This window comes from Sphingomonas aerolata (assembly GCF_003046295.1).
Lineage (GTDB): Bacteria > Pseudomonadota > Alphaproteobacteria > Sphingomonadales > Sphingomonadaceae > Sphingomonas > Sphingomonas aerolata.
Genome location: NZ_PZZN01000002.1, coordinates 1,046,276 through 1,059,292, shown reverse-complemented (window position 1 = coordinate 1,059,292; position 13,017 = coordinate 1,046,276). Strand labels below are relative to the sequence as shown.

The 13,017-nt window shown below is 69.2% G+C and carries 7 protein-coding genes; 4 read left to right on the top strand and 3 right to left on the bottom strand.

Annotated features, from left to right (window positions below):
* Positions 1–2 precede the first annotated feature (2 nt).
* Positions 3–2,315, top strand: coding sequence for a GH92 family glycosyl hydrolase (locus tag C8J24_RS12305; protein ID WP_107932605.1), 2,313 nt, complete (start codon positions 3–5; stop codon positions 2,313–2,315).
* A gap of 21 nt (positions 2,316–2,336) precedes the next feature.
* On the opposite strand, the gene C8J24_RS12300 is transcribed toward C8J24_RS12305, so the two are convergent.
* Positions 2,337–3,575 carry an amino acid deaminase gene (locus C8J24_RS12300; protein ID WP_208620954.1) on the bottom strand — a complete coding sequence of 413 codons (1,239 nt, stop codon included), beginning with the start codon at positions 3,573–3,575 and terminating at the stop codon, positions 2,337–2,339.
* Between the two features lie 121 nt (positions 3,576–3,696).
* Between C8J24_RS12300 and C8J24_RS12295 the strand changes: the two genes are divergently transcribed.
* Genes C8J24_RS12295 through C8J24_RS12285 form a run of 3 tightly spaced genes read left to right on the top strand, consistent with a single transcriptional unit; the run spans position 3,697 to position 6,885 of the window.
* Complete coding sequence (locus C8J24_RS12295) at positions 3,697–5,142, top strand: N-acyl-D-amino-acid deacylase family protein (protein ID WP_208620953.1); 1,446 nt, start codon at positions 3,697–3,699, stop codon at positions 5,140–5,142.
* Positions 5,143–5,154: 12 nt separating this feature from the next.
* The gene (locus tag C8J24_RS12290) at positions 5,155–5,547 is read left to right on the top strand and encodes a RidA family protein (protein ID WP_037531717.1); all 393 of its coding nucleotides are present in this window, start codon (positions 5,155–5,157) and stop codon (positions 5,545–5,547) included.
* The gene (locus C8J24_RS12285) at positions 5,548–6,885 is read left to right on the top strand and encodes a GntT/GntP/DsdX family permease (RefSeq protein ID WP_037531715.1); all 1,338 of its coding nucleotides are present in this window, start codon (positions 5,548–5,550) and stop codon (positions 6,883–6,885) included.
* Between the two features lies 1 nt (position 6,886).
* Here C8J24_RS12285 and C8J24_RS12280 read toward each other — a convergent pair whose 3' ends face one another.
* The gene (locus tag C8J24_RS12280; RefSeq protein WP_107932601.1) at positions 6,887–10,363 is read right to left on the bottom strand and encodes a glycosyl hydrolase 2 galactose-binding domain-containing protein; all 3,477 of its coding nucleotides are present in this window, start codon (positions 10,361–10,363) and stop codon (positions 6,887–6,889) included.
* 30 nt (positions 10,364–10,393) lie between these two features.
* Complete coding sequence (locus tag C8J24_RS12275) at positions 10,394–12,979, bottom strand: glycoside hydrolase family 3 protein (protein ID WP_107932599.1); 2,586 nt, start codon at positions 12,977–12,979, stop codon at positions 10,394–10,396.
* Between the last annotated feature and the right edge of the window lie 38 nt (positions 12,980–13,017).

Here is a 13,017-nt window from a genome sequence, read left to right as displayed (position 1 = left end):
GCGTGATCCGCGCCACCCGTCGCGAGCTGCTTGCCGGCTCGACCCTTGCCGCGTTCGGCACGGCCCTTCCCCTTGCCGCACACGCGCAGTCGCCGGCAGTCACCAGGCCCGACCTGTTCATCGGCACGGGCGGGCATGGGCATACCTTCCCCGGCGCGACCCTGCCGTTCGGGATGGTCCAGCTTTCGCCGGATACCAACAATCATGGCTGGGATGCCTGTTCGGGCTATCACCAGTCCGACCGCTCGATCATGGGCTTCTCGCACACCCATTTGTCGGGGACCGGGATCGGCGACATGCTCGATGTGCTGCTGGTGCCGACGCGCAAGCCGCTGAAGCTCGTGGCGGGGCCGCGCGAGACGCCGTCCGACGGCTATCGCCAGCGCTATACCGACGAACATGCCGAGCCGGGCTATTACCGCGTCAAGCTCGAGTCGGGTGTGCTCGCGGAGCTGACCGCGACCGAGCGGACCGGGCTGCACCGCTACACCTTTGCCAAGGGTCCGGGGCATATCCTGATCGACCTGACGCACTGCAAGCAGGAGACCGCGGAGGAGGCGATCCGGATCGAGGACGCGTCGCTGGCGATTGGCGAGGACGGCCTGCTGACGGGCAGCCGCCAGGTCTTCCGCTGGGCGGAGGGGCGCCGCATCCATTTCGCGATGCAGCTGTCGCGCAAGCCCGACCGCGTGCAATTCTATGGCGACGGCGACACGCCGGTCGCAGGCGGCGGGCGCGGCGTGACCGGGCACCGGCTGAAGGTCGCGCTGTTCTTCGACGATGCGGGCGCGGCACCGATCCTGGTCAAGACCGGCATCTCGGCGGTCGACGTCGCAGGGGCGCGCGGCGCGCTGGCCGAGGCGCCGGGCTGGACGTTCGACGCGGCCTGCGCCGCCGCGCAGCGAATCTGGGCGAAGGAGCTCGACATGGTCCGGGTCGCGGGCGGGACGCCGGCGCAGCGAACTATCATGGCAAGCGCGCTCTATCACACGCTGATGGGCCCGACCTTGTTCAGCGACCGCGACGGTCGCTATGTCGGGCTCGACCAGCAGGTCCACACCCTGCCCGCGACCGAACGCGCGTACAGCGCCTATTCGCTGTGGGACACGTATCGCGCGCTGCATCCGTTGATGACGCTGGTCCGTCCCGACATGGCGGAGCGCTTCGTCCACGATCTCATCCGCCAGACGCAGCAGAGCCCCTATGGCCCGCCGACCTGGCCGTTGCAGGGGTTCGAGACCGGGTGCATGAACGGCTGGCATTCGGTCGCGGTGCTCGCCGAGGCGCATGCCAAGGGGATCAAGGCCGATTATGCCGCGGCCTGGCCCAATATCCGCCGGCGTGCCTTCGACCCGCAATACAAGGACAGCCTCGCGACGCTCGGCCGCGATCATTACATGCGGCTCGGCTATATTCCCGCGGACAAGATCAAGGAGTCGGTCAGCCGGACGCAGGAATATGCGTATAACGATCATGCGATGGCGCTGCTCGCCGACGCGATCGGCAAGACCGACGATGCGGCGCTGCTCCGCAAGCGCAGCGGCAACTGGCGCAATGTGATCGATCCGAAGATCGGCTTTGCCCGGCCGCGCTTCGCCGACGGAAGCTGGTGGGCGGCCTATGATCCGATCCAGCTCGGCCACATGCCGCAGCCGCGGTGGCGGGACTATACCGAGGCGAATGGCTGGCAGGCGACCTTCCTGAACCAGCATGACATTTACGGGCTGATCGCGCATTTCGGCGGCGATGCGGCGTATGACGCGAAGATCGATTCCTTCTTCAACGCACCCTCGACGCTGCCCGCCAACGCGCCACCCGACATCGCCGGGCTGGTCGGGCAATATGCGCATGGCAACGAGCCCGGGCATCATGTGGCGTATCTCTATGCCTATGTCGGGACGCCGTGGAAAACCCAGGCGATGGTCCGCCGGCTGTGTACCGAGATGTACAAGGACGATCCCGACGGCGTGATCGGTAACGACGATTGCGGCCAGATGAGCGCATGGTTCATCCTGTCGTCGTTCGGCTTCTATCCGGTCGATCCGACAACGGGGATCTATGTCTTCGGGTCGCCGCTGTTCGACAGCGGCGAGATGCGCGTCGGCGCGGGCAAGACGCTCCGGGTGCGCGCGATCGGCAATGCGCCCGACCGGCCCTATGTCCAGTCGGTGCGCTGGAACGGCAAGCCCTGGACCCGCAACTGGATCGCGCATACCGACCTGATCCAGGGCGGCGAGCTGGAATTCACGATGGGCGCGAAGCCGTCGCGCTTCGGCACGCGCGCCGAGGACCGTCCGCCCTCGGCGCCGCGCTGACGCCCGCTGTCGAGGTCGGGATCAGAAGAAGGTCTCGACCACCTCGACGCAGGTGAAATCGTCGTCGACCACCAGCACCCGCCGCCATTTGTCCAAGGTGAGGCACGGGTGCGAGATGTCGAACGCGATGACGTCGCCGACCGCGATGTCATCGCCGGGGGTGATCGCCAGATAGGCATGCTGGTCCATCAGCCCGGTCACCGCCCAGTGCGCGGGGGCGTCGACCGGGCGGCGGTCGCGCGCCTTGCGGAACAGCGTCGCAGGCCGGGGAAGACCGGCATCGAAGGCGACGTCGCGCTTGCCCATCGCGATGACCGCGCGCGCCGGATCGGGGATCGACTGCACCACCGCCCATATGCGGAGCGCGGGCAGCAGCGCGTCGCCAAAGCTCGGCGCGACCGGATTGCGTTTCAGGATCTGTTCCTGTGCGATGCGGTACAGGCCGTCGTCATGGCTGATGTAACAGCCGGGGCGCAGCACGACCTGGACGTCGCCGGCCTTTGCCAGCGCGGCGGTTTCCTCCGCGACCACGTCGTACCAGGCCGAGCCCGCCCCCGACAGGATCGCGGGCGTCCGCGCGATCCGCCCCGTCGCGAGCAGATCGCGCGTGATCGTGACCGCACGACGGATGAACCGCCGAACCTCCGCCTCGTCGCTCAGCACGCCTTCGTAGAATTCGACCCCGGCGAGATGGAGATGCCCCGGCCAGTGCGCGATCGCGTCGAGCACCCCGGCGAGCGCGGCGGCATCGCGGACGCCGGTCCGGAACCCCGACTGGTCGGGTTCGGGGGCGAGTTCGACGAGCAGGTCGAGCGACACGTCGGCGGCGCGGCACGCCTCCCCGAGCAGCGCCACGCCGGCGGCGGAGTCGACGATGCAGATCAGCCGCAGCGCAGGATCGGCGAGCAGATCGACGATCGCGGCGATATTGGCGTCGCCGACGATCTGGTTCGCGATCAGGATGGTGTCGATGCCATGCGCCGCCGCGACCTGCGCCTGCTGGCTGGTGGCGACCGTGATGCCCCACGCGCCGGCATCGATCTGGCGCTTGAACAGCGCGGGCGCCATCGTCGTCTTGCCATGCGGTGCGAGGGACACGCCATAGGCGTCGATGAACGCGCGCATCCAGTCGAGATTATGCTGCATCCGCCGCGCATCGAGCACCGCCGCCGGAAACATGACGTCCCCCGCGAGCAGGTTCCAGCGCGCGGCCGCATCCCGACCGATACCCTTGTGCAGCTTCACACCGACGTCGCTCACGGCAGACCTCCCAGATAAAGAAAATTGTTTACATTATTTCGACCCGCGGTGACAGTGTCGATCCAGCCCGGCCACGACAGACGCGTGGCACTGACCTCTGGAACCTCTGGGAGGTGAAATGATGGCGACAGTCATTGCCGGTGTCGACGTGTATGACGGCAGCGGCGGCGCGGCCTTCCGCGCCGACGTCGAGATAGGCGACGGGATCATCGCGCGGGTCGCGGCAGCCGCCGCGTCGCCGCCGCCGGGCGCGATCGACGGGCGGGGCCTGGCGCTCGCGCCCGGGTTCATCGACGCGCATACGCATGACGATCTGGTCGTGATCGCGGCGCCCGCGATGACCGCGAAGGTGACGCAGGGCGTGACGACGGTGGTGGTCGGCAATTGCGGGATCAGCGCAGGCAGTGATCTGAGCGCGCATGCCCCCCTGCCCGACCCGCTGGTGCTGCTCGGCGGCGCGGACGAATTCCGCTATTCCGATTTCGCCGCCTATGCGCAGGCGGTCGACACCGCGGTCCCGGCCACCAATGTCGTCGCGCTGATCGGCCATACCGCGCTGCGCGCGCGACACATGGACGGGTTCGACCGCGATGCGAGCGACGACGAACGCGCGGCGATGCGCCGCGAGCTGGAGGACGGGCTGGCGGCGGGCGCGTTCGGGCTGTCGTCCGGGCTCGCCTATGCCAATGCCAACGCCGCCTCGACCGCGGAGGTGATGGCGATCGCCGAGGCGTTGCGCGGTACCGGCGCGCTCTATTGCACGCATCTGCGCAGCGAGGCGGCGGCGATCGTCCCCGCGCTGGACGAGGCGTTCGCGATCGGCCGGCACGCCTGCGCGCGCGTGATCGTGTCGCACCTCAAATGCGCGGGCGCACCGCAATATGGTCGCAGCGGCGAAATCCTCGCGATGCTCGAGGACGCCGATGCGCATCATCCGGTCGGGTGCGACTGCTACCCCTATACGGCAAGCTCCTCGACGCTCGATCTGAAGCAGGTCGTGCCGGAGACGCCGATCCGGATCACCTGGTCGGACGCCGAGCCCGCCCAGGCGGGACGGATGCTCGCGGACATCGCCGCGGATTGGGGCGTCGACCTGCGCGCCGCCGCGACGCGGCTGCAACCGGCTGGTGCGGTGTATCACTGCATGACCGACAGCGATGTCGACCGGATCCTCGCGCATCCGCTGACGATGGTCGGGTCGGACGGTCTGCCCTGCGATCCCCGGCCGCATCCGCGGCTATGGGGCAGCTTCCCGCGCGTGCTCGGCCATTATGCGCGCGACCGCGGCCTGTTCCCGCTGGCGACCGCGATCCGCAAGATGACCGGGCTTCCCGCCGATCGCTTCGGCCTGCACGACCGGGGCTATGTCCGCGCAGGGTTCGCCGCGGATCTCGTCCTGTTCGACCCCGCGCGGATCGCCGACCGTGCGACCTATGACGAGCCGACGACCGCAGCGGATGGCGTGGTCGGTGTCTGGGTCAACGGCGTCGCGACGCTCGCGCTCGGCCGACCGACCGGCGCCCGCGCGGGCCGCCTGCTGCGCCGCGCAAACCCCATTACCCAGTGAAGGAATGATCAGATGACGGACGGACTCAAGCGTTATGGCGTCGAAGGCGGCAGCGGCACCGGTGGCCAGCATCTGCCGTTCGCGCGCGCGGTCGGCGCGGATGGCTGGCTGTTCGTATCGGGCCAGGTGCCGATGGTCGATGGCGAGGTGATCGACGGCGGCATCATCCCGCAGACGCATCAGGCGATCCGCAACGTGCTGAAGATCCTCGAGGAAGCCGGATACGGCCCCGAGCATGTCGTGCGCTGCGGCGTATGGCTGGACGACGCGCGCGACTTCATGTCGTTCAACCGCGTGTTCAAGGAGTATTTCGGCGCGCATCCCCCCGCGCGTGCCTGCGTCGTGTCGCAGATGGTCGTCGACTGCAAGGTCGAGGTCGACTGCGTCGCCTGGAAGAAACCGTAAATGCAGCCGGGCGGCATGCTGCTGACCGAGGCGGCGATCGCGGTCGCCGCGCTCATCGTGCTGATCGTGCGGGTGCGGCTCAGCCCGTTCATCGCGCTGACGCTGGTGTCGCTCGCGCTCGCGCTGGTCGTCGGCATCCCGCTCGGATCGATCGTCAAGAGCTTCGAGGCGGGCGTCGGTGGTGCGCTCGGGCATATCGCGCTGGTCGTCGGGCTCGGCACGATCCTCGGCAAGATGATGGTCGAAAGCCGCGGCGCGGAGCGGATCGCCGACAGCGTGATCGGCTTTTTCGGCCCTGCGCGCGCCGACTGGGCGATGATGACGGTCGCGCTGATCGTCGGCCTGCCGGTGTTCTTCGAGGTCGGCTTCGTCCTGCTGGTGCCGATCGTCTTCACGCTGGCGCGGCGGCTCGGGCAGCATCCGATGCGGATGGGGCTGCCGATGGCGGCGGGGCTGTCGGTGGTGCATGCGATGGTCCCGCCCCACCCCGCAGCGTTGCTGGCGACGCAGGCGTATAATGCGGATGTCGGGCTCACCGTGCTGTTCGCGCTGATCGTCGGCATCCCGACCGCCGCGATCGCCGGACCGCTTTATGGCCGGCTGGTGATCCGGCATCTCGCACCGCAGCCGATCGCCCCCGCCGCGGTCGTCGAGGCCGAGGACACGCGGAGCCTGCCCGGCTTCGGCATCACGCTTGCGACATTGCTGCTGCCCGTCGTGCTGATGCTTGCCGGCAGCCTCGCGACGATGATCGCGCTGCCCGGATCGCGGCTCGACGGCATCCTCCGCTTCGTCGGCACGCCGGTCGTCGCGCTGCTCGCCGCGGTGCTCGTCAGCTACTGGACGCTGGGGCTGGCGCGCGGAATGAACCTCGGGACGATCCAGAAGTTCACCAACGACTGCCTCGCGCCGACCGCGATGATCACGCTGGTGGTCGGCGTGGGCGCAGGATTCGGCCGCGTCCTGATCGACAGCGGCGTATCCGACGCGATCGTCGCCGCAGCGACCAGCGTCCATATGCCGATCGTCCTGCTCGCCTGGCTGATCGCGGCGCTGATGCGCGTGGCGACCGGGTCGGCGACGGTGTCGATGGCAACCGCCGCGGGGATCATCGCGCCGCTGGCCGCGGCCAATCCCGGGATCCGGCCCGAACTGCTGGTGCTCGCGACCGGCGCCGGATCGGTGATCCTCAGCCACGTCAACGATGGCGGCTTCTGGCTGGTGAAGGAGTATTTCGGGCTGAGCGTCGCCGACACGATCCGCAGCTGGACCGTGTGCGAGACGCTGATCTCGGTGGTCGGGCTGGGGCTGACGCTGCTGCTGTCGCTGGTCGTCTAGCCTATTTGCCCCCGATCGTCGTCGCGGGGCTGTTCCACCCGCGCAGCCGCACCGTGGCGACGCCGCGGTCGCCCGGATAGGCGACGGTGACGTCACGCGTCTCTCCGGGCAGCAGCGAGACGTAATTGTCGCTGAAATAGGCCGGGAGGATCTGCACGCCCTTGCCGTCGAACAGCGTCAGCTTGGTCTGCAACGCGGGTGTCGTGCCCGGATTGGACAGCGTGACGCGGAGCGATCGCTCGCCCGCCGCCGCCGACGCTGCCGCCACGTCAGCCCGAAGCGTGGCCTGCGGCATCGCCGACAGCGCGCGCAGATCGGCGGGGTTTGCCGCCTGCCAGTAGAAATTCTCCGATACGCGGCTCCCGTCGGCGGCGGACGCGTCGAGCCGGACCAGCACCGGCCCCTTCGCCAGCGCCGCATCGAGCGCCAGCGGGAAGAGGGCGACGGTGGCGTTGGCGGGCAGGTCGACGGTCTGCGCGTGGGTCGCGACGGTTGCGCCGGTCAGATCGGTGACCCGCGCGGTGGCCTTCACCCCGGTCAGCGGCTGGCGCGTGGTGTTGACCATCACGACCTGACGGCCCGGCTGGTTCATCTGGATATGAACCGGCTCCGCCCCCTTCTTGGTGCCGTAGAACGCGGCGTGCGTGTCATAGTCCGACGAGTAGATCTGGAAATCGCTCGAGGGCCAAGCAGGGTGCGTCATCCACAGCATGCGGGCGCTGTTGGTGGTCCACAGCCCGGCATTGAACCCTTCGAAGATCGCGCGGTGCGATTCGTAGTTGAGCATCTGCGCCTTGCGCTCGAAATCGGCGAGATCGCGGGCCGGACCGAATTCGGTGTCCATCGCGCGCACGAAGCTCGCCATCGAGACGCCGCGTTCCTGGTGCCAGTCGTGATAGACCCAGGTGTCGCTGATCGGCCAGCGATCCTCGACGGGGACGGTGCGCTGCCACGATTCCAGCGTCGGAAAGCTCGCCGTGCCGACCTCGATCGCGAAGCCGTGCGGATAGCCGGTGAAATAATCCTCCGGCGGGTGCCATTCATAGGGCCCCGATCCGCCGAGATTGATAACGCGCGAATTGCCCTTGTAAAGCCGGGTGCCGTCCTCCTGCCAGACCATGTCCTGCAGCGCGGTCTGCAGGATCGGTTGCGGCACACCTTCGTTGCGGCCGAACCAGAGGATGATCGACGGATGGGTGCGATAGCGCCGCACCACGTCACGCGCATTGGCGACGAACAGCGGCACGTCCTGCGCCTCCGCGTCATTGTCCTGCGTCGATTCCCAGAAGTCGTTGAGCACCATCAGCCCGTGGCGGTCGGCGAGCGCATAGAACGCCTCTTCGGTGCTCTGCCCCATCCAGTTGCGGATGATGTTCATCCCCGCCTCGCGGTGAAGCCGGAAATAGGGGGTCAGCCGGTCGGTGCCGACCCGCTTCATCATGTCGTCCATGCCCCAGTTGCCACCGCGCGCGGCGATGCGGACGCCGTTGACGCGCAGCACCATCTGCGGCGACAGCGGATCGTCGGGCAATGCAGTGACCGCAGGTGATGTCTCCGCCCCCGGCATCAGCGAATTCGCCCAGCCGCCGCGGACCTTGCGCAGCGCCGGGTGGCGTTCGTCGATCACCGGCGTGCCGAGATCATGCGCGAGCGCGGTATCGACCAGCACACGCCGCAACGCCCCCGTGGTGTCGAGCGACGACAGTTCATACGTGACGCTGCGCATCCCGAAATCAAGACTGCGGCGGTCGGACACGACCCGGTCGCTCGCCACCGTCAGATCGAGCCGGTGCAGCGCCGGATCGCCATAGCCGTTGGGCCACCAGAGTTTCGGCTTCTGCACCGCGAGCTGCGGGAAGCTGCTCGGGGTGAAGCGCACGACCTGGCTGGCACCGGCCGGAAGCGTCACACGCTGTTCGACCGCGACGTCGTCGAACGCCGCGCGCACGGTCGCCGAGGCCGGCGCGGTGCCGTGGTTCGTCACCGGGACCTCGATCGAGATCTCGGCGACCGCATTGTCGGGCCGCGGCAGGCGGGTCGAGACCGCCGGATCGCCGATCGTCATGAACCCGGTCGCGGCGAGATCTACACCCTGCCATAGCCCGGTGTTGCGATCGCGCACGCCGGGGATCCAGTCCCACCCCTCGCTCGCGCCGAAGGTCGGACCGTCGCTCATCAACGCGCCGCCATTGTCGCCGCGCCCGCCGGCGAGCGACTGTTCGTGCGCGATGCCGGGATGCGGCGGCGGCGCGACCAGCACCGCGATGCTGTTGCGCTGCCCGGGCCGGAGCCGGTCGGTCACGTCGAACCGCCCGCGGATAAAGGCGCCCTTCACGTCGCCGATCGCGGTGCCGTTGACCCACACCTGCGCCGCATAGTTGACGCCGTCGAACGTCAGCGTCAGCCGTTTAGCGGGGGTCGCGGGCAGCGTGAATTCGCTGCGATACCACCAGGATTGCCGCGACAGGCTTTCGGGGATCGCCATGTTGTTCAGGCCGAGCGTCGGATCGGGATAGACGCCGCGGTCGACGAGCGTCGTCAGCACCGTGCCCGGCACGGTCGCGGCATGCCACGAGCGGGCATCGAACCCCGGCTGCGAGATCATGGCCCCGTTCGCCGCCACGGTCGGCGCCGCGACCAGGCGCCAGGCGTTGACGGCATAATGCCCCTCGCGCGTCGGTGCGAGCGCGGGGGCGGTCGACACGGGGCTTGCGACGGGCTTCGAAAAGGGCGCCTTGCCGGTCGGGAGTTCCCAGGCCGGTTGCGGGGCGGTCAGGCCATATTGCGTCTTGACCTGCAGCGGCCAGGACGGGCTGGCATCCTCGAACCGAATCAGCGCCGCGTCGGGCTGACGCCGGGCAAGCGACGCGATCGCAGGTGCGCCGAGCAGCACGGGATCGAGCGCGAACGCGGCGATCCGCCCCGCAAACCCGGGCTGGCCGGGCAGGCGCGGTCCGAGCGCGACGACGCCGGTGGCCGGCGGCATCGCGTCGGCGGTGGCGGTGCCGACGAGCCGCCCGTCGACGAAGAAGCGCACCCGCCCCGCATCCGCGGTCGCGGTCAGCAGGTGCCAGGACTCGCGGGTGATCGGCGCAGCGGCGCGGAGCGTCGTCGCGCCCATCTGGAAGACGGGCTTGCCATCGTCGAGCGCGAACATCCGTGCGGCCGCGCCGGCGGGGTTGCCGATCGCCGCGACCGGCACGAGTCCCTTGGGCAGCAGCGTCGGGTTGATCCAGGCGCGCATCGTCCATTGCGGCATCGGCGGCAGTGCCTCGTCGGCGGCATAGCCCTGTACCGGACGTTCGAGACCGTCAGACCCGGCGAGGAACACCGCGTTATACGGCCCGATCGTCGCCCGCTTCGGGTGCGCGATCCGCGACGACGGCCAGTCAACCTGCTGTGCCGCCGCCTGCGCCGACCCCTGCATGGCCGCGACGCCGGCGCACAGCGACGCCGTATAGATCCTGATGGCACTCATCTCGCAGGCTCCCCTTGGGTGTCGTTCGCGTTATTTCGGCAGCACGGTCCGCGTCCCGGTGATCGTCACGTCCGTCCAGATCCCCGCCGCATCCCCGGGCTGCCCGCCACCGACGAACAGCCGGTAGCGGCCCGGCACGACGGCATGCGTACCGTCATGCTCGACCATGCTGAGGCTGCGCGGGTCGATGGCGAAGTCGACGGTGCGGACTTCGCCGGCGCGCAGCGGGATCCGGCGGAACCCGACGAGCTGGCGTTGCAGAACGGGAATCGTCCGCCCCTGTTGCTGCGCGTCGACGGGTGCGAGATAGGCCTGGACCACCTCGTCCCCGGCGCGCTTGCCGGTGTTGGTCACGGTGACGCTGACCGCCAGCGGCTGTCCCGCGGTCACCGTCGCGATCGGCGCCGTCCTGGGGGCATAGGCGAAGCGCGTGTAGCTGAGGCCGTGGCCGAACGGGTAGAGCGGCGTACCGCTGAAGAAACGGTAGGTCCGGTTCTTCATGCTGTAATCGATATAGGCGGGCAGATCGCGCGTCGTGGCATAGACCGTCACCGGCAGACGCCCGCCCGGATTGATATCGCCCGCCAGCATCCGCGCGATCGCGGTCCCGCCGGACTGGCCCGGATACCAGGCGGCGACGACCGCATCGGCATGGTCCCTGCTCCACGGATCGGCAATCGCGGAGCCGGTCAGCTGCACGACCACGATCGGCTTCCCGGCGGTGGCGAGCGTCTCGAGCAGCGCGCGCTGCGGCTCGGGCAGTTCGATCGCGGTGCGGTCGCCGCCGAGGAAGCCCGGCACGTCGAGCCGCAGCGCCTCGCCCTCGAGCGTCGGCGACAGGCCGGTGAACACCACGACCACATCCGCTGCGCCGGCGGCGGCGAGCGCCTCGCCGCGCTGCGCGTCGATCGGCGCGACCCAGCGCAGGCCGATCCCGCCATCCTCGCTTGCGTGCACAAAGTCGATGCGGAGGTCGTGCGGTTTGGCGTCGGTGACGGTGACCTCCGCCTCGACTGCGCTATCGCTGCCGTCGTCGATGATCAGCGGCTTGCCGTCGAGCCACAGCTTCACCGGATCATGGCCTTCGCAGTCGAAGCAGCGGGGGACGTCGAGCCGCAGCCGGTAGCGGCCGGGGCCCGGCGGCGTCAGTTGCCCGGTCCAGCGAACGCCGTAGCCTTTGCCCGACAGTCCTGGAACGGGCGGCGCGCGATCCCAGTCGAAGTCGATCGTGCGGTCCTGCCGGGTCGCGACCCGCCGGGTCATCGCGCCGTCGCTGAAATACTCGCCCTTCAGCCCCGGCCTGCCGTTCGCGGACAGGGCGGTTTCGGGCACGGGCAAGGCGACGCCCGCCGCCAGCCCGCTGCCCTGCGCATAGGTGACGCGATCGGCACCGAAACGCGCGCGAATGCCCTGCAACGGCGTGATCGGCGCGCTGGCGGTGCCGTGATAATTCGCCTCGAGCACGTCGAGCGAGTCGGCATTGGGCCCGATCACCGCGATCCGGGTCCCGGGCTTGAGCGGCAGCCGGTCCTTGTTGGTGAGCAGCACCAGCGACTTTTCCGCTGCGGTCTGCGCGAGTGCGCGGTGCGCGGGCGTGTCGACCTGCGACGGCGCGATGCGCGTCCAGGGGCTGCGCTGGCCAAAGGCGATGCCGAGCGCCGCGCGCGACGCGAGCACACGACGCAGCGACGTGTCGATCGCGGCTTCGGGTACCAGACCCTTCCGAACCGCGGCGGGCAGCGCATCATAGCTCGGCCCGCAATCGAGATCGGTGCCCGCCTGCAGCGCCGCCGCGGCCGCCGAGGGCAGATCGGGGCGGTAATAATGGAAGACGGAGATATAGCCGACCGCATCGCAGTCCGACACGACCATGCCGCCAAACCCCCAGTCGCCGCGCGCGCGGTCGGTCAGCAACGCGGACGACGCGCAGGCGGGTACGCCGTGAAGCGAGTTATAGGCGCACATGATCGACTGCGCGCGGCCTTCGGTCACCGCCATGCGGAAGGCCGGCGTATAGGTCCCGGCCATGTCGCGCGGGGAGATATCCGCGTCGAAGCTGTTGCGCCCCGCCTCCGGCCCCGAATGCGCCGCGAAATGCTTCGGCGTCGCGATCGCCCTGGGATGCGCGGCGTCGGGCCCCTGGATGCCGCGAACGAACGCGACGCCCAGCTTGCCCGTCAGATAGGGATCCTCGCCATAGGTCTCCTGCCCCCGCCCCCAGCGCGGATCGCGGAAGATGTTCAGGTTGGGCGACCAGATGTGCAGCCCCGCGAAACGCCGCCGGTCGCGCGTCGAGCGCACGCCGTTGTACTTCGCCCGCGCCTCGGTCGAGACGACCGTGCCGACCTGATCGAGCAGCGCGGTATCCCAGCTCGCCGCCAGACCGATCGCCTGTGGAAAGACGGTCGCGATCCCGTTGCGCGCGAGGCCGTGCAGCCCCTCGCTCCAATAGTCGTACGCGGGCAGATCGAGCCGGGGCAGCGCCGGCGCGCTGCTGCCGAGCTGCGCGGCCTTCTCCTCCAGCGTCATCGCCGCGATCGCCGTCTCGACGGCGGGTGGCGTCGCTTGAAGATCAGGCGCCTGAACGTCGGCGGCCATCAGCAGGAACGGCAGCATCGGCTTTCCCCAGTTAATCGGATCCGATGACCGACCCG

Bases quoted from the DNA above. Each gene is read 5' to 3' on its own strand.
- C8J24_RS12295 (WP_208620953.1), top strand. From the start codon at position 3,697: ATGGCGACAGTCATTGCCGGTGTCGACGTGTATGACGGCAGCGGCGGC.
- C8J24_RS12280 (WP_107932601.1), bottom strand. From the start codon at position 10,363: ATGAGTGCCATCAGGATCTATACGGCGTCGCTGTGCGCCGGCGTCGCG.
- C8J24_RS12285 (WP_037531715.1), top strand. From the start codon at position 5,548: ATGCAGCCGGGCGGCATGCTGCTGACCGAGGCGGCGATCGCGGTCGCC.
- C8J24_RS12275 (WP_107932599.1), bottom strand. From the start codon at position 12,979: ATGCTGCCGTTCCTGCTGATGGCCGCCGACGTTCAGGCGCCTGATCTT.
- C8J24_RS12290 (WP_037531717.1), top strand. From the start codon at position 5,155: ATGACGGACGGACTCAAGCGTTATGGCGTCGAAGGCGGCAGCGGCACC.